Genomic DNA, 17899 nt, shown 5'->3' on the forward strand with positions numbered 1-17899 from the left:
CAGGCCCACCGCGTGTACCGCCGACGCGGCTTGCGCCGCTGCTACAGGTTACAGGTTCGCGCAGTCTTTGTAGCAGCGGCGCGGATAGGGATGAGCTGTCAGAGCGTAATGGGTTTACGGCCGGCAAATGAATGGGCCAGGGTGCCGCCGTCCACCAGTTCCAGCTCACCGCCCAATGGAACACCGTGGGCAATGCGTGACGCGACCAGACCTTTTTTCGCCAACAGCTGCGCGATGTAGTGAGCGGTGGCTTCGCCTTCGACGGTTGGATTGGTGGCCAGAATGACTTCGACGAAGGTGCCCTGCTCGTCTATACGTGCCATCAGTTGCGGAATACCGATCGCTTCCGGCCCAAGCCCATCCAGAGGCGACAGATGCCCCTTGAGCACGAAGTAGCGGCCGCGGTAACCCGTTTGCTCTACAGCATAGACGTCCATCGGCCCTTCCACCACGCACAGCAGTGTGTCGTCGCGGCGGGGGTCGGCGCATTGCGGGCAGAGTTCTTCTTCGGTAAGGGTACGGCACTGGCGGCAATGGCCGACGCCTTCCATGGCCTGGCTCAGCGCTTGGGCCAGGCGACTGCCGCCGCTGCGGTCGCGCTCGAGCAGCTGCAGAGCCATGCGCTGGGCGGATTTCTGACCGACGCCGGGCAAGGTGCGCAGACTATCGATCAGTTGGCGGATCAGTGGGCTGAAGCTCATGGAAGGCGGCCTGAGGTGACGACGAGACGCGGTTTATACCCGCGCCTCTGGACCACGTCAAATGATCAGACGTCGGAGACCTTGACCACCAGCTTGCCAAAGTTATGCCCCTGCAGCAGGCCAATGAAGGCCTCCGGTGCGCGCTCCAGGCCGTCAACCACATCTTCGCGGAACTTGATCTTGCCATCACGGACCCACGGCACCATGGCCGAGAAGAATTCGGCATGGCGATCGCCGAAGTCGTCGAACACGATGAAGCCCTGCATGCGGATGCGCTTGGTCAGCAGCATGCGCGGCAGCAGCGCGAAGCGATCCGGGCCTTCTGGCAGGTCGGTGGCGTTGTAACCGGCGATGAGGCCACACACCGGAATGCGCGCGCGGGCGTTGAGCAACGGCATGACGGCATCAAAGACTTTGCCGCCGACGTTTTCGAAGTAGATGTCGATACCTTTGTCGCAGGCCTTGGCCAGGTCATCGGCGAAGGTATCGCTCTTGTGGTCGACGCAGGCGTCGAAGCCCAGTTCCTCAACGACATAGCGGCATTTGTCCGGACCACCAGCGATGCCAACGACCTTGAGGCCTTTGATCTTGCCGACCTGCCCTACCACCGAGCCGACAGCGCCGGAAGCCGCGGCGACCACGAGTGTTTCGCCTTCCTTGGGCTGGCCGATGTGGGTCAGGCCCATGTAGGCGGTCATGCCGGGCATGCCCAGTACGCCGAGCGCCATGGACGGGGTGGGGATGCCGGCAGGCAGCGGCGTGAGGTTGCTGCCATCGGAAATGCAGTGGGTTTGCCAGCCTGTCATGCCAACCACCAGATCGCCTTCACGGAATTTGGGGTGTTTGGACGTTTCCACACGACTGACGGTGCCGCCGGTCATGACTTCGTCGATCTCAACCGGGGCAGCGTAGGACGGCGCGTCACTCATCCGGCCACGCATGTAGGGGTCCAGAGACAGATACAGGGTGCGCAGCAGGACTTGGCCATCTTCGAGATCCGGCAAGGCTTCGCGCTCCAGGCGGAAATTCTCTGGCGTGGGTGCACCGGTCGGGCGGGAAGCCAGGACGAAGCGCTGGTTGAGGGTCAGGTCTTGAGACATTGCGGGGTATTCCTTGAGCAAGTGGCTATAGGAAAAGGACAGCGGGGGGTGGCGGGATGTTCAAACGGGTGATGGTTAAAGGGCAAGTTGTGGTGGTTGTAGGTGAGTAGATTGTGTGAGGCAGGTGAGTTGTGGAAGCAGATAAATCATGGGAGCAGATGAATTGTGGGGGGGGGGCAAGATGAATTGTGGGAGCGGGCTCTGCCCGCGAAGCGAACGCCGCGGTATGCCTGATAAACCTCGGCACGGCCTTCGCGGGCAGAGCCCGCTCCCACGGGGATTGCGCTGCCTGTGTAGCAGCGGCGCGAGCCGCGTCGGCGGTGCATGCGGTCTGTCGGACGCACCACAGCACGGCCTTCGCGGGCAGAGCCTGCTCCCACAGGGATTGCGCTGCCTGTGTAGCAGCGGCGCGAGCCGCGCCGGCGGTGCATGCGCTCTGTCGGACGCACTACAGCACGGCCTTCGCGGGCAGAGCCCGCTCCCACAGGGATTGCGCTGCCTGTGTAGCAGCGGCGCGAGCCGCGTTGGCGGTGCATGCGGTCTGTCGGACGCACCACAGCACGGCCTTCGCGGGCAGAGCCCGCTCCCACAGGGATTGCGCTGCCTGTGTAGCAGCGGCGCGAGCCGCGTCGGCGGTGCATGCGGTCTGTTGGATGCACCACAGCATGGCCTTCGCGGGCAGAGCCCGCTCCCACAGGGATTGCGCTGCCTGTGTAGCAGCGGCGCGAGCCGCGTCGGCGGTGCATGCGGTCTGTCAGACACACCACAGCACGGCCTTCGCGGGCAGAGCCCGCTCCCACGAGGATTGCGCTGCCTGTGTAGCAGCGGCGCGAGCCGCGTTGGCGGTGCATGCGGTCTGTCGAACGCACCACAGCGCAGCCTTCGCGGGCAGAGCCCGCTCCCACAGGGATTGCGCTGCCTGTGTAGCAGCGGCGCGAGCCGCGTCGGCGGTGCATGCGGTCTGTTGGATGCACCACAGCATGGCCTTCGCGGGCAGAGCCCGCTCCCACAGGGATTGCGCTGCCTGTGTAGCAGCGGCGCGAGCCGCGTCGGCGGTGCATGCGGTCTGTCAGACACACCACAGCACGGCCTTCGCGGGCAGAGCCCGCTCCCACGGGGATTGCGCTGCCTGTGTAGCAGCGGCGCGAGCCGCGTCGGCGATGCACGCGGCCTGTCGGATGCACCACAGTACGGCCTTCGCGGGCAGAGCCCCCTCCTACAGGGATTGCGCTGCCTGTGTAGCAGCGGCGCGAGCCGCGTCGGCGGTGCATGCGGTCTGTTGGATGCACCACAGCATGGCCTTCGCGGGCAGAGCCCGCTCCCACAGGGATTGCGCTGCTTGTGTAGCAGCGGCGCGAGCTGCGAGCCCTACATTGACCCGGATACAAAAATGCCAGGCTTGGCGCCTGGCATTTTGTTTTAGAACGGCATCTTGAAGCCTGGCGGCAATTGCATGCCGGAGGTCATGCCGGACATCTTGTCCTGGCTGTTGGCCTCGATCTTGCGCACGGCGTCGTTGATGGCGGCAGCGATGAGGTCTTCCAGCACGTCCTTGTCTTCCTGCATCAGGCTGTCGTCCAGGCTGACGCGCTTGACGTCATGGCGGCCGGTCATCACCACGCTCACCAGGCCTGCGCCCGATTGGCCAGTGACTTCGGCCTTGGCCAACTCTTCCTGCATCTGAGCCATTTTTTCCTGCATCTGCTGGGCCTGCTTCATCAGGCCGGCCATGCCACCTTTCATCATGGGGTTCACCTCAAAGGTCGATGGGTATGACCGCGCAGTGCCAGGAGCATCCTGCGCGGGTTCGGGTAGGTTGCTTAACGCGTTGGGCTGGCCACCGCTTCGACTGGTTCAATCGTATCGTTGCGAATGATGGCGCCGAACTGTTGCAGCATTTGTTGAATGTACGGGTCTTGCTGAATCGACTGCTCGGCATCGGCCTGGCGATTGGCGCGCCAGCGCGCTGCGGCCTGGGCTGGCGTTTCCTGTTCCGGGCGGATCAGCTCGATGGTCAGGCTGATGGTGCGCTCGTGATACTGGTTCAGTGCATCGTTCAAGCGGCGCTGCTGGGTGCTGTTGAACAAGGCGCTGTGGGCCGGATCCAGGTGCAGCAGCCAGTCGTCACCCTCGACGGCGATCAACGTGCAGTTGGCGGCGATGCTGCCGGTCATACCCGAGATCGGCAGTTTAGGGAACAGTTCGAGCCATTGCAGGGCCAGACCGGTGGCGGGCTGCGCGGCGGGTAGCACTTCGGGTTCGGCTTCGACCGGGGCTTCGTGAACAGTTTCGCTGGCCAGTTCGTCGAGGTAGCTGTAGGCGGCGCCATCGGTTTCAGGGGCGTAGTAGTCTTCGTCGAGCGGTGGCTCGTCGTCGCGTTCCATGCCGGCGGGGATGTAGTCGACTGGGTCGGTGTCGTCAGCGGGCGGTGTGGCCTGGGTTTCAGGGGCATCGGGTACGGCGCTGGCGGGCGTGGGGGCAGGCATGGGCGTGAGCGCGGGCTGTTCGCCAACGACGTCGAGGATCGGCTCTGGCGCCGGTGCGGCGACGGGCGTTACAGGGTCGTTCCAGGGGAGGTCGATGGGTTCTGCGGTTGCCTGATGGTCCGCGGGGGATTCTTCGCGGGCAGAGCCCGCTCCCACAGGGGGTGATGCCGGTGCGACGCGGTCGTTCTGGGGGACTGCGGGGGATTCTTCGCGGGCAGAGCCCGCTCCCACAAGGGGGGGTGCCGTTGCGATGCGGTCGTTCTGGGGGACCGCGGGGGGTTCTTCGCGGGCAGAGCCCGCTCCCACAAGGGGGGGCGCCGTTGCGATGCGGTCGTTCTGGGGGACCGCGGGGGGTTCTTCGCGGGCAGAGCCCGCTCCCACAGGGGGAGTCGCCGGGGCGACGCGGCCGTTCTGGGGGACCGCGGGGGATTCTTCGCGGGCAGAGCCCGCTCCTGCAGGGTCCGGGTCCATGGGGGCCACGCTTGGAGATTGTGGCTCCACAGGAGACGAGACTGCCACGGGTTGGGTGGAATCAACTGTGGCCTGGCTGATCCCCACTGTCTTTAGGGGTTGATCGGGCCCATCGCTGGTGCCTGCCGGGCGGAACGCGAGCATGCGCAGCAGCACCATCTCGAAGCCGCCTCGCAGCTCCGGGGCCAAGGGCAGGTCGCGGCGGCCGATCAGGCCCATCTGGTAATAGAACTGCACATCTTCGGCCGGCAGCGCCTGGGCCAAGGCCAGCACACGGTCGCGATCACCCTGGCCGTTGTCGACCGCTTCGGGCAGCGCCTGGGCGATGGCCACGCGGTGCAGCACGTTGAGCATTTCGGCCAGCACGCCATTCCAGTCGGGCCCCTGCTCCGCCAGATGGCGCACAGCTTCGAGCAGTGCACGAGCATCGCCATCGAGCAGTGCCTGCAACACGCCATACACCTGGCCATGGTCCAGGGTGCCGAGCATGGCTCGCACATCGGCTGCCAGCACCTTGCCTTCGCCGAACGCGATGGCTTGGTCGGTCAGGCTCATGGCGTCACGCATCGAGCCATCGGCGGCGCGGCCCAGCAACCACAGCGCATCGTCTTCGAACGGCACGTTCTCCACACCCAGCACATGGCTCAAGTGCTCGACCACGCGCTCTGGCGTCATGTTCTTCAGCGAGAACTGCAGGCAGCGCGACAGGATGGTCGCCGGCAACTTCTGCGGATCGGTGGTGGCGAGGATGAACTTGACGTAGGGCGGCGGCTCTTCCAGCGTCTTCAGCAGCGCGTTGAAGGAGTGGCTGGACAGCATGTGCACTTCGTCGATCAGGTAGACCTTGAAGCGCCCGCGGCTGGGGGCGTACTGCACGTTGTCGAGCAGCTCGCGGGTGTCTTCGACCTTGGTGCGGCTGGCGGCGTCGATCTCGATCAGATCAACGAAACGGCCTTCGTCGATCTCGCGGCAGACCGAGCACTCGCCACAGGGCGTGGACGTGATGCCCGTCTCGCAGTTGACGCATTTGGCGATGATCCGCGCAATGGTGGTCTTGCCCACGCCCCGGGTGCCGGTGAACAGGTAGGCGTGATGCAGCCGCTGGTTGTCCAGCGCATTGATCAATGCCTTGAGCACATGGGTCTGGCCGACCATTTCGCGGAACGAGCGCGGACGCCATTTACGTGCAAGAACCTGATAACTCATCGAAAACCGTCGCGACATGAAAGCGGAAGACCGCCAATGCTAATGGAGCAGGGCCAAAATTGCATCCGCGCCCTGCTCTATTGCTGCGTTGGCTTGTAAAAACGCAGGCGAAAGCTGGCGAAGACGATTGATCGCAGGATACGAGGACAACGAGGGTAGTTCGAGAGAGGCATTGCGACGAACCCGTGCGACGACGAATTCGGAAATAGGTGGCAACCCTACCAGCCACACCCCGGCACACAATGTTCCCGCTGTGGCTGCTTCCTTCCGGATCTGACCAGGTTCACGGGTAATCGTTGCGGGGGGACCGGCAGGGTCACCATAACGACACTCGCTAGGTAGCGAGCGGGGGCCATTGTACCGGTCCTGACGGAAGTTACAACCCGTGACGCAAGATAAAATTTCGAGGGCCGTCAGGGACTTGGCGTGGTGCGCTTGTTGGTGATTGTGTTCGCAAGCGTTTGTTTGCGCGCAAGTGAAGCGACAGACGGCATGTGAATTGGTAACGTCGCCACATGTCTCTTGCCCGGTTGCCAGCGATGAATGTTCTGACGCCCTACCCCGACTTGTCTCCTGATCAACTGTACCAATTGATGGACATCGAGATCCGCCCTGAGCAGAAGCAGTATTCGGGCGATGTGGACATGGCGCTGTATACCCTGCTGGGCTGCATGGACGGTGAAATCCGTGGCTTCGCTTTGCTGGTGGATGAAGTGCCCAAAGCGTTTCTGTTGCTGAAACATGGGCGATATGTACCGGAGTGGGCTGATCCGCAAGCGGTGACGTTGCATGCGCTGCAGGTGGATTGGCGGATGCAGGGTCGTGGGCTGGGTCGTGCATGTCTGGAGGGTTTGCCGGAGGCGGCAAGGGCCGCGTGGCCTGGGGTCGAGCAGCTGGAGTTGTCGGTGGATGCCGACAATGTGGCGGGTGTTGGTTTGTATAAGGCGTTGGGGTGGGTGGACCGTGGTGAGGCTTATCGTGGCCGGATTGGTTTCGAGCGCAGGTTTGTGCTGGAGCTTTAGTGGGACTCTTGTTGCACCTGGCATAAACCCATGCAGGAACCGGTGATTGTGGGAGCGGGCTCTGCCCGCGAAGGCGTCCGGATGGGCGGTGCACAGTTTGGAAGATGTGGTGCTTGGGAGTACGTCTTCGCGGGCAGAGCCCGCTCCCACAGGGTTGGGCTTGGACATGGAGTGGGGTCCACTCCCACAAGGGTAGGCCTGGACATAGGTTGCACTTGGCATGAATCCATGCAGGAACCGGTGATTGTGGGAGCGGGCTCTGCCCGCGAAGGCGTCCGGATGAGCGGTGCACAGTTTGGAAGATGTGGTGCTTGGGAGGGCGTCTTCGCGGGCAGAGGGCTCGCCGCCCGCCCCGCTCCCACAGGGTTAGGCTTGGACATGGAGTGAGGTCCACTCCCACAAGGGTAGGCCTGGACATAGGTTGCACCTGGCATGAATCCATGCAGGAACCGGTGATTGTGGGAGCGGGGTCTGCTCGCGAAGGCGTTCGGATGGGCGGTGCACAGTTTGGAAGATGTGGTGATTAGGAGGGCGTCTTCGCGGGCAGAGCCCGCTCCCACAGGGTTAGGCTTGGACATGGAGTGGGGTCCACTCCCACAAGGGCAGGCCTGGACATAGGTTGCACCTGGCATAGATCCATGCAGGAACCGGTGATTGTGGGAGCGGGCTCTGCCCGCGAAGGCGTCCGGATGGGCGGTGCACAGTTTGGAAGATGTGGTGATTGGGAGTACGTCTTCGCGGGCAGAGCCCGCTCCCACAGGGTTAGGCTTGGACATGGAGTGAGGTCCACTCCCACAAGGGTAGGCCTGGACATAGGTTGCACCTGGCATGAATCCATGCAGGAACCGGTGATTGTGGGAGCGGGCTCTGCCCGCGAAGGCGTCCGGATGGGCGATGCACAGTTTGGAAGATGTGGTGCTTGGAGGCGTCTTCGCGGGCAGAGCCCGCTCCCACAGGGTTGGGCTTGGACATGGAGTGGGGTCCACTCCCACAAGGGTAGACCTGGACATAGGTTGCACCTGGCATGAATCCATGCAGGAACGGGTGATTGGGGGAGCGGGCTCTGCCCGCGAGGGCGTCCGGATGGGCGGTGCACAGTTTGGAAGATGTGGTGATTGGGAGGGCGTCTTCGCGGGCAGAGCCCGCTCCCACAGGGTTAGGCTTGGACATGGAGTGAGGTCCACTCCCACAAGGGCAGGCCTGGACATAGAGGGGGGCCCACTCTCTCAGGGGCAGGCCTGCACATGGAGGGGGCCCACCCTCACAGAGTCAGTCCTGCATATGGAGTGGGGACCTCACAGAGGGAGGGGCTCACGCTTGAGGGGCGGGGTTGCCGGGTTCAGACCTGCAGGACGTCATCCGCGCGGCCGCCGGCTTCCTGGACGACGACGTGGATGAAGTGCAGCTTGGCGATCACGGCCGGTGGCAGCACGAATGGGTAGAAATCGGGCTGGCCCATGGCGCGTGACAGTTCGTTGAGCATGCCGGCCAGTTCGATCCAGGCGTTGACGAACGCCAGGAATGCCGGGCCGCTGGTGTGGTCCGGATCGTACAGGGTCGTCAGAGGGAACGGCGTGTAGTCGAGGTCCATTTCCTTGGCGCTCATGCCGAAGCCCAATGCCGTGTCGACGGCGTCCATCATGTGCAGGTAATGCGCCCAGGTTTCGGCCCAGTCTTCCCATGGATGCATGGTGGCGTAGGCGCTGACGAAGTTCTGCTGCCAGTCGGCCGGGGCACCCTGGTCATAATGACGCTGCAATGCATCGGCGTAGCTTTGGCTTTCATCGCCGAACAGACGGCGGTAGTCGGCAACCCAATGGGTGTCGGCAATCAGACGATCCCAGTAGTAGTGCCCTACTTCGTGTCGGAAGTGTCCGAGCAGCGTGCGGTACGGTTCGCGCATCTGCACGCGGACCTTTTCCCGGTGGGCGTCGTCCGCTTCCTTGATATCCAACGTTACCAAGCCATTGGCATGGCCGGTGGTGGGTGCGTTGCCGTTCATGTCGGTGCCGATGAAGTCGAACGCCAAGCCGGTGTCTTCGTCCTCGGTCTTGGCGATCACCGGCAGGCCAAGGTTGATCAGTTGAGCGATCAGACGGCGCTTGGCGGTTTCGACCTTGCGCCAGTGTTCGGGGTTTTCCGGGACACTGAGGTCGGGGATGGTGCGGTTCAGGCTGCACGCGGTGCACAGGGCAGCGGCGCCCTTCTCTGCCGGGACTACCCAGTTGCAAGCTGCCGGCGTGTCGAGGTTGGCGCAGCGGCGAAACAGTCCGGCGTCTGGCGCGGCGTGCAGGCACCAAGTGCCCGCTTCAGGGCCGGCGTCGAGTGTAGATAGCACGTTCTTTTCCGGCCAGAAACCGAGCAGTCCGTGGCAGGCCAGGCACTGGCTGTTGCGGAAGAAGATCGACTGCCCGCAGGTGCATTCCCAGACCTTGCTGTGGCGGTTGTCCGGCTTGGTGAATGGGGTGGTTATTCGGGTGCTGAGTTGTTCGAAAAAACGATACATGGCGATCTCCAGTGGCCTGCCATGACTAGAGCTTGCGGCCGCGAGAAAGGTTTCATCTGCGATGTGGGTGAAGCGCGAAATGCGGATGAGAGGTTGAAATACGCCCCTGTAGCAGCGGCGCGAGCCGCGTCCGGTTGTACTGCGTTTATCCTGATGCACCGCGTGCGCCGCCGACGCGGCTTGCACCGCTGCTACAGGGGCTGTGGGGGGTTGTTGACGTGGTGCAAGCCGCGTTTATCCCGATGCACCGTGTGGGCCGCCGACGCGGCTCGCGCCGCTGCTACAGGGGGCGTGTTGTTCATTTGTGGGGGGGATTGAAGAAGTGGCGGGTTTCGCGTTGATTACTGGGCTCACATCGTAGGTGGGCTGATTTCGCTAGGGACCCGTCATGATGTTACATATTGTGGGCCACGGTCAGGCGCGCTGGGTTGGCAGCGCGCTACCTTATCATGATGTTACATCTTGGTCAGGAACGTCAGGAATTGTTCTTCGTCGAGGATCTCGATGCCCAGTTCGTTGGCCTTGGCCAACTTGGAGCCGGCGCCGGGGCCGGCGACGACGGTGTGGGTTTTGGCCGAGACCGAGCCTGACACCTTGGCGCCGAGGGCTTCGAGTTTCTGTTTGGCTTCGTCGCGGCTCATCTGTTCGAGCGAGCCGGTCAGCACCCAGGTCTGCCCTGCCAGCGGCAGGCCTTCGACGACTTTCCTTTCACTGGCCCAATGCATGCCGAAGGCCTGCAACTGAGCCTCGACCGCCCTCGCCGTCTCGGCGTTGTGCGGTTCCTTGAAGTACTCGCGTACCGCTTCCGCCTGTCGAGCATTGAGCGCCTGGCGCAGGTCGATGCCGTCGGCGGCGATGATCTTGTCCAGGCTGCCCAGCTTGGCCACCAGTTTCTCGGCGCCGGTTGGCCCCACCGAGTTGATGTCCAGCTTGGCGATCATCCCGGCCAGCGTGGTACTGGCGGCGTACTCGGGGTGCACCTCGCCCTCCTCCTGCAACTGCAGGCCGCGCCCGAGCAGTTGCTGAATCACGCTGCGGTTGTGCGGGTCTTCGAAAAAGCTGTGGATTTCAAAGGCGACTTCCAGGCCGATGTCCGGCAGGTAGGTCAACACCTGGGGGAGCGCTTCGCTGACGCGTTTAAGCGAACCCAGGGAGCGCGCCAGTACTTTAGCCGTCTCCTCACCCACATCCGGGATGCCCAGGGCATAGATGAATCGCGCCAAGGTCGGCCGTTTGCTGTTTTCGATGGCCGTGAGCAGGTTGTTGCTGGACACCTCGGCAAACCCTTCAAGCTTGACCACATCGTCGAATTGCAGGGTGTAGAGGTCGGCTGGTGAGCTCACCAGGCCTTCGTCGACCAGTTGCTCGACGCTTTTCTCACCCAGGCCGTCGATGTCCATGGCGCGCCGCGAGACGAAATGGATGATCGCCTGCTTGAGTTGCGCACCGCAGGCCAGACGCCCGACGCAGCGATAGACCGCGCCTTCGCTGACGGTCTGCTTGCCCTTGCTGCGCTTGATCAGCTGGGTGCGCTCGACATGGGAACCGCACACCGGGCAGGTTTCCGGGACGTGCACTGGACGTGCGTCTTGCGGACGACGCTCGGTCACCACCTGCATGACTTGGGGAATCACGTCCCCCGCGCGGCGGATGATCACGGTGTCGCCGATCATCAGGCCTAGGCGTGCCACCTCGTCCATGTTGTGCAGGGTGGCATTGGCCACCGTCACGCCGGCGACCTTGACCGGCTTGAGCCGTGCTACGGGTGTGACCGCGCCGGTGCGGCCGACCTGGAATTCAACGTCGAGCAGTTCGGTGAGCTCTTCCATCGCTGGAAACTTGTGGGCAATGGCCCAGCGCGGCTCGCGGGCGCGGAAACCCAGCTCGCGCTGCGCCGCCAGGCTGTTGACCTTGAACACCACACCGTCGATTTCATAAGGCAGCTGGGTCCGCCGTGCGCCGATGTCGTGGTAGTACTCCAGGCACTGCTCGATGTTCTCGGCGACCTTGAGTTCGCGACTGACCGGCACGCCCCACTGCTTGAGCTGTTCGAGATTACCGGTATGGGTGGTGGCGATGTCCTGGGTGACCTGGCCGATGCCGTAGCAGCAGAACTCCAGGGGGCGGCTGGCAGTGATTTTCGAATCCAGCTGGCGCAGGCTGCCGGCTGCGGCGTTGCGCGGGTTGGCGAAGGTCTTGCCGCCGACTTCCATCTGGCTGGCGTTGAGCCGCTCGAACCCGGCCTTGGACATGAACACCTCGCCGCGCACTTCCAGCACCGGCGGCCAACCGCTGCCGTGCAGCTTGAGCGGGACGTTGCGGATGGTGCGCACGTTGACGCTGATGTCTTCGCCGGTGGTGCCATCGCCGCGGGTCGCGCCACGGACCAGGGCGCCGTCCTGGTAAAGCAGCGACACGGCCAGACCGTCGAGCTTGGGTTCGCAGCTGTAGTGAATCGCAGCGCCGCTGCCGAAGAGGTCACCGGTGGGCAGGTCGAGGCCTTCGGTGACGCGGCGGTCGAACTCGCGCAGGTCGACTTCTTCGAAGGCATTGCCAAGGCTGAGCATGGGGATTTCGTGGCGAACCTGGGTGAACGCGGTCAGGGCCGCATTGCCAACGCGCTGGGTGGGCGAGTCGGGGGTGATCAGGTTCGGGTGGTCGGCTTCAAGGGCCTTGAGTTCGCGGAACAGACGGTCGTATTCGGCATCGGGGATGCTGGGTTCGTCGAGCACGTGGTAGCGGTAGTTGTGCTGGTCGAGTTCGGCACGCAGTTCGAGGATACGGTTGGCGTCGTTCATGATCGGTTCTCGCTTGAAGCAAAAGAGCAGCCTTGGCTGCTCTTGGGTTGAATCTTGGGGTTTGGCGGTGGGGCTTTCGCGGGCAGAGCCCGCTCCCACAGGTCCCACTCCCACAGCGATTAGTGTCTGATGGAGCAGGAAATGTGTGGGAGCAAGACCAGCGCCGCGGTTTAAAGCCTAGCGCTTGTGGGTCAAGGCGCGGCGTTCGAATTCGACGATGCGCTGGCGATAATGTTCGATGGTCTGCGCGGTCAGCACGCTGCGCTGGTCATCCTTGAGTTCGCCGTCCAGTTCGTGGGCGAGCTTGCGGGCAGCGGCCACCATCACGTCGAAGGCCTGCTTGGGATGACGCGGGCCGGGCAGGCCGAGGAAGAAGCTCACGGCACGGGTACTGAAATGGTCGATGTCGTCCAGATCGAAAATACCCGGCTTGACCGCGTTGGCCATGGAAAACAGGATCTCGCCATTGCCCGCCATGCTTTCGTGACGGTGGAAGATGTCCATCTCGCCGAAACGCAGACCGCTCTCCAGAATGTTCTGCAGCAGCGCCGGGCCACGGAAGCCGCTTTCGCTGCGGGAAATCACGCTGATGACCAGGACTTCTTCGACCGGCGGCAGATCCTTCTCTACAGCCGGAGCACCGGTGCTGGAGAAGCCTTTGGCATCGCTGGCGAAGTCTTCGTTGCTGTCACGTGCGGCTTTCATAGGCGGCTGCGGCTTGGCAGGCTTGGGCTCGCGTGGGGGCTTGGGTGGACGCGGCTCACGAGGCTCCTTGATTTCGTCCGGCTCCACGGCCAGGTTCAAGTCGGCATGATCAGCCACGGGCTCGCGCTTGGCGCGCTTGCTGCCGCCGTCGCGTTGGGCGCTCATGGACGGCAGGTCATGCTCGTCCAGTTGCGGCTCCTTGTGATCGTCCAGCACCCGGGGCGGACCCAGCACTTCGGCGCCGGTGTCTTCGTCGGGCAGGTTGGAAAGGTTGCGATCCAGACGAAACTTGAGTTTGCCCTTGCCACCGCGCATCCGGCGCCAGCCATCGAAAAGAATACCGGCAATGACAATGATGCCGATGAGGATCAGCCACTCGCGCAGACCGATTTCCATGTAATCCCGTGCCTCTAATAAAAATGCTGAAAAATAAAGGGCTTGAACCCTCTTTAAGACGTGGCGCCAACTCTATGTTCTGACAGGCGTTTTCTCCACGCGTAAATACGATGCGGTAAAACTAGCACGACCAGAAACAACTTTACACCGTCTGTCGCACATGGCTCGATTTTAACGTCGGCTTGAGGGTTTTTCAGGCCTCGACCATGGCCAGGGCCTCCTCCACATCCACCGCCACCAGACGCGAACAGCCCGGCTCATGCATGGTCACCCCCATCAATTGATCGGCCATTTCCATGGCGATCTTGTTGTGGGTGATATAGATGAATTGCACCGTCTGCGACATCTCTTTCACCAACCGCGCGTAACGACCGACGTTGGCGTCGTCCAACGGTGCATCGACTTCGTCGAGCATGCAGAACGGTGCCGGATTCAATTTGAAGATGGCGAAAACCAGGGCCAGTGCGGTCAGGGCTTTCTCTCCACCGGAGAGCAAATGAATGGTGCTGTTCTTCTTGCCGGGCGGACGCGCCATGATCGTTACCCCTGTATCGAGTAAATCTTCGCCCGTCAGTTCCAGATAAGCACTGCCGCCACCGAAAACTTTTGGAAAAAGAGCCTGCAAACCGGCGTTGATCTGGTCGAAAGTGTCCTTGAAACGGCTGCGGGTTTCCTTGTCGATCTTGCGGATGACGTTTTCCAGCGTGTCCAGCGCTTCGGCCAGGTCGGCATCCTGGGCGTCGAGGTAGCGTTTGCGTTCGGATTGCTGCTGGTACTCGTCGATGGCCGCCAGGTTGATCGCGCCCAGGCGCTGGATGCGGCCATCGATGCGCTGCAGCTCTTCCTCGGCTTCCTGTTCGCTGGTCAGCACGTCGAGGGTGGCGAGCACGCCGTGCAGGTCGTAGCCGTCGGCGTGCAGTTGTTCCTGCAGGGTCTTGCGGCGCACGCTAAGCCCTTGCCATTCCAGGCGGTGCTGTTCCAGCTGGCCGCGCAACAGCTGGCTCTGCTGTTCGGCCTGGGTACGGCGTTTTTCGACCTCGCGCAGGTCACGATCGGCGTCGTCCAGCGCCAGTCGCGCGTGGCGCATCTCGTCGTCCACGGCCATGCGTTGTTCGAGCAGACCCTCCAGGCTCAGGCGCAGCTCTTCGAGGGGGGCTTCGCCCTCCTCCAGGCCCAGCGTCAGCTGCTCACGCTTTTCCGTCAGGCGTTCGGCCTGCAGTTGCAGGCGCTCCAGTGCCTGGCGCGTGGAATCGTGCTGGGCGCGCAGCGAACCCAGGCGGACTGCCAACTGGTGAGCCCGGTCCTTGTGCTGACGCGCGTCCTGGCGAATGCGCTCCAGGCCCTCGCGCAGCTCGTCGCGCTGCGCCATCAATCGTTCACGCTGTTCGGTGTCGCTGGCCATGGCGTCGAGCGCGTCCTGCAACTGCAGGCGCGATTCGCCGACCTGCTCATGCTCCAACGCGCGCTGCTCGGACAGCTCGCTCAACTCTTCGTCGAGCCGGCGCCGACGCAGCGACAGTTGCTCGGCCTTGGCCCGGCTGGCCGAGAGCTTGGCCTTGAGCTCGCCCTGCTGGCGGTTTTCTTCCTGGATGCGGCGGCGCAGCTGTTCGCGCAGTTGTTCCTGGGCTTGCTGCTGCTCGCGGCAGGTGAGCAATTGTTCCTGCCAGTGCGCCAGGGTCGCCTCGTGGGTCTGCACGTCTGCCTGAAGGGCCTGCAGCTCCTGGCCACGGGCCAGGACGCCGCGGCTGGCGTCGTTGCCACGGCTGACCCGCAGGAAATGCCGTCCCAGCCAGTAGCCGTCCTGGCTAACCAGGCTCTCGCCTTCGGCCAACTGGCTGCGCAAGGCCAGCGCAGTGTCGAGGTCAGCGACGCCGCGCACCCCGGCCAGCCAAGGGCTGAGGTCGACATCGCTGTGGACCTTGTGCAGCAGGCTGTCTGCCGAGGCTGGAGCGCCCTTGGCAGGGCTGACCAGACGCAGCTCGCCCTGATCGAAGCCGGCCAGGTCCAGCCCCGCCAGATCATCGACCAGCACCGCTTGCAGGTCGGCGCCCAGAACGGTTTCCACGGCCAGCTCCCAGCCCGCATCGACCCGCAGGCCTTCGGCCAGACGCGGATGTTGGGCAAGGCCCTGGTGGTCAAGCCACTGCGCGGTTCCCGTGCCCGGGTCCAGTGCGGCCTGCTGCAGCGCTTCCAGGGAGGCCTGGCGGCCGTTGAGTCGCTGCAACTCGCCCTGAGCCTGCTGTTGGGCCTGGGTGGCCTCTTGCAGTTGCTGACGGGTGGTTTCCAACTGCTCGGCCTGCTGCTGTTCCTGCGCGGCGCATTCTTCGATGAGCATTTCGCTGCTGGCCAGTTGTTCGTCCAGTTCGAGGATGGCGGCATCCTCGGGATCGGCCGCCAGCAGCTCACGTTCCTCGCTGTGGCGCCGCTGCCGCTCGGCCAGGCGCTGCATCGACAGTTCCAGCTGGGCAATCCGCGCCTGCTGGACTTCGGCCTGACGCCGCGGCTCGGCGGAGCGTATGTTGAACCGATCCCACTGTTCCTGCCAGCCGTGCATGCGGGTCTCCGCTTCTTCCAGAGCTGCGGCGGCCTCCTCGGCGGCTTCCGTGCTGATCGCCTGTTCGGGCTCGAGCATTTCCAGCTCCTCGCCCAAGGTGGCCAGCAGTGTGCGGTCGTGGCCCAGGTGCGATTCGGTTTCCAGGCGCGCGCGTTCGGCTTCCTTGAAGTCATCCTGCAATTGGCGCAGGCGCTGCTGGCCGTGCTGGATGTTCTGCTCGACCCGAGCAATGTCGCCGCCTACCGAATAGAAGCGCCCCTGCACCGTATTGAACCGCTCGGACAGCTCGTGATGACCATCGCGCAGGCGCTCGATGCTGGCATCGGCGTTGCGCTGTTCGGCGACCAGGGCCTCGAAGGCCACTTCCTGATCGGCGATGACCGCTTCGCGCTGGCCGACCTGCTCGTTCAAGGTCTGCCAGCGCAAGGCGGACAGCTGTGCCTTGAGCTGGCGCTCCTCGGCCTTGTACTGCTGGTATTTCTCCGCGGCCTGGGCCTGGCGGTGCAGGCGTTCGAGCTGGCGCTCCAGCTCCTCGCGCAGGTCGGTCAGACGCGCCAGGTTCTCGTGGGTACGACGGATGCGGCTCTCGGTTTCACGACGGCGCTCCTTGTACTTGGAGATGCCCGCCGCTTCTTCGATGAAATTGCGCAGGTCTTCGGGCTTGGCCTCGATGAGCTTGGAAATCATGCCCTGCTCGATGATCGAGTAGCTGCGCGGGCCCAGGCCGGTGCCAAGGAAGATGTCGGTGATGTCGCGCCGACGGCACTTGGTGCCGTTCAGGTAATAGGTGTTCTGGCTCTCGCGGGTGACCTTGCGGCGGATCGAGATTTCCGCATAGGCGGCGTACTCGCCGACCAGGGTGCTGTCACTGTTGTCGAACACCAGTTCGATGCTGGCCTGGCTGACCGGCTTGCGGTTGGTAGAGCCGTTGAAGATGACGTCGGTCATCGACTCGCCGCGCAGGTTCTTCGCCGAGCTTTCGCCCATGACCCAGCGCACCGCGTCGATGATGTTGGACTTGCCGCAGCCATTGGGCCCGACCACGGCGGCCATGTTGCTGGGGAAATTGACCGTGGTGGGGTCGACGAACGACTTGAACCCGGCCAGACGAATGCACTTGAGGCGCATGCTCAGCGGGCCGCCAAGGCGCTGAGCACCAGTTCGCAGCTGCGCTGGCAGTATTCGCCCAGCACCTTGCGGATGAGCGGCAGGTCGCGCGCGGACACCGCTTCGAGCAAGCGCCCGAACAAGGCCAGGTATTCGCTCATCGACGCCTTGCGTTGTTCCAGTGCCAGGTAGTAGGTGCGGTTCATGGCCGGTTGCAGGTTCTCGACGGTTTCTTGCAGGTACGGGTTGTTGGCGAAGGGATAGGCGGCGCGCATGACGTTGAAGCTGTCCTCGACGAAGGCATTGATGTCCTGGCGCTCGAAGCTGGTGTGCAGCCGCCGCTGGATGACCAGAAACGGCGCCAGGTCGGCTTCGCTCTGCCAGCGCTGGGCCACGGCCTCGCCGAGCATGATGTACATCTCGCCCATCAGGGCGCACAGGCTGCGCACCTTGTGCTCGCTGAGTTCGCTGACCTGGGCGCCGCGCCGCGGCAGGATGTCGACCAGATGACGCCGTTCCAGAATCAGCAAGGCCTCGCGCACCGAGCCACGGCTGACGTTCAGCGCCTGGGTGACCTTGAGTTCCTGGATGCGCTCGGCCGGCTTGAGCTCACCGCTGATGATGCGCTCGGCCAGATGATGGGCAATTTGCTCGGCGAGGCTGTCCGGCGCCTTGAACGTCATGGTTTTCCTTCGACAATCGGTAATCGGTGATCGGCTGTCTGTGATCGCAGCATGGCGCGCAGTGTACCCCAATTGCCGGGCAAAGGCGGCAGGTTGGCACGGATGTGGCTTGGCAAAGGGCATGACTGCCGGGGTGCAGGAAACGGGCTCGCTCAACTTCCTGA

Annotated in this window: 10 protein-coding genes and 1 other RNA gene; 1 reads left to right on the top strand and 10 read right to left on the bottom strand. The window is 63.5% G+C overall.

Annotation, left to right across the window (positions count from 1 at the left end; translation table 11 throughout):
• Positions 1–98 precede the first annotated feature (98 nt).
• The 5 genes from recR to ffs form a co-directional block, all read right to left on the bottom strand.
• On the bottom strand, positions 99–701 hold the full coding sequence (gene recR, locus BLV18_RS11345) for a recombination mediator RecR (protein ID WP_090358587.1): 603 nt from the start codon (positions 699–701) through the stop codon (positions 99–101).
• 65 nt (positions 702–766) lie between these two features.
• Positions 767–1801, bottom strand: a complete 1035-nt coding sequence (locus tag BLV18_RS11350; RefSeq protein WP_090358589.1) for an NADPH-dependent curcumin/dihydrocurcumin reductase — start codon at positions 1799–1801, stop codon at positions 767–769.
• A 1419-nt stretch (positions 1802–3220) separates the two neighbouring features.
• Positions 3221–3547 (bottom strand): YbaB/EbfC family nucleoid-associated protein, encoded by a 327-nt coding sequence (locus BLV18_RS11360; protein WP_090358594.1) that lies wholly within the window; start codon positions 3545–3547, stop codon positions 3221–3223.
• A 74-nt stretch (positions 3548–3621) separates the two neighbouring features.
• Positions 3622–5964, bottom strand: a complete 2343-nt coding sequence (dnaX, locus tag BLV18_RS11365) for a DNA polymerase III subunit gamma/tau (RefSeq protein WP_090358596.1) — start codon at positions 5962–5964, stop codon at positions 3622–3624.
• Between the two features lie 216 nt (positions 5965–6180).
• Positions 6181–6277: signal recognition particle sRNA small type (gene ffs / locus BLV18_RS11370), an RNA gene on the bottom strand.
• Between the two features lie 226 nt (positions 6278–6503).
• On the opposite strand from ffs, the gene BLV18_RS11375 reads away from it, so the two are divergent.
• Complete coding sequence (locus tag BLV18_RS11375; protein ID WP_090358599.1) at positions 6504–6986, top strand: GNAT family N-acetyltransferase; 483 nt, start codon at positions 6504–6506, stop codon at positions 6984–6986.
• Between the two features lie 1339 nt (positions 6987–8325).
• On the opposite strand, the gene BLV18_RS11380 is transcribed toward BLV18_RS11375, so the two are convergent.
• The 5 genes from BLV18_RS11380 to BLV18_RS11400 all read right to left on the bottom strand — a co-directional run bounded on the left by BLV18_RS11380 (position 8326) and on the right by BLV18_RS11400 (position 17735).
• Positions 8326–9492 (bottom strand): zinc-binding metallopeptidase family protein, encoded by a 1167-nt coding sequence (locus BLV18_RS11380; protein ID WP_090358601.1) that lies wholly within the window; start codon positions 9490–9492, stop codon positions 8326–8328.
• Between the two features lie 455 nt (positions 9493–9947).
• Positions 9948–12290 carry an NAD-dependent DNA ligase LigA gene (ligA, locus tag BLV18_RS11385; protein ID WP_090358603.1) on the bottom strand — a complete coding sequence of 781 codons (2343 nt, stop codon included), beginning with the start codon at positions 12288–12290 and terminating at the stop codon, positions 9948–9950.
• 177 nt (positions 12291–12467) lie between these two features.
• Positions 12468–13391: a cell division protein ZipA gene (gene zipA, locus BLV18_RS11390; protein ID WP_056842896.1), complete on the bottom strand. Its 924-nt coding sequence runs from the start codon at positions 13389–13391 to the stop codon at positions 12468–12470.
• A 193-nt stretch (positions 13392–13584) separates the two neighbouring features.
• Positions 13585–17073: a chromosome segregation protein SMC gene (gene smc, locus BLV18_RS11395; RefSeq protein WP_090358605.1), complete on the bottom strand. Its 3489-nt coding sequence runs from the start codon at positions 17071–17073 to the stop codon at positions 13585–13587.
• 2 nt (positions 17074–17075) lie between these two features.
• Entirely contained in the window at positions 17076–17735 is a 660-nt protein-coding gene (locus BLV18_RS11400; protein ID WP_090358607.1) for a GntR family transcriptional regulator, read from the bottom strand.
• Between the last annotated feature and the right edge of the window lie 164 nt (positions 17736–17899).

It is taken from the genome of Pseudomonas coleopterorum (assembly GCF_900105555.1).
Lineage (GTDB): Bacteria > Pseudomonadota > Gammaproteobacteria > Pseudomonadales > Pseudomonadaceae > Aquipseudomonas > Aquipseudomonas coleopterorum.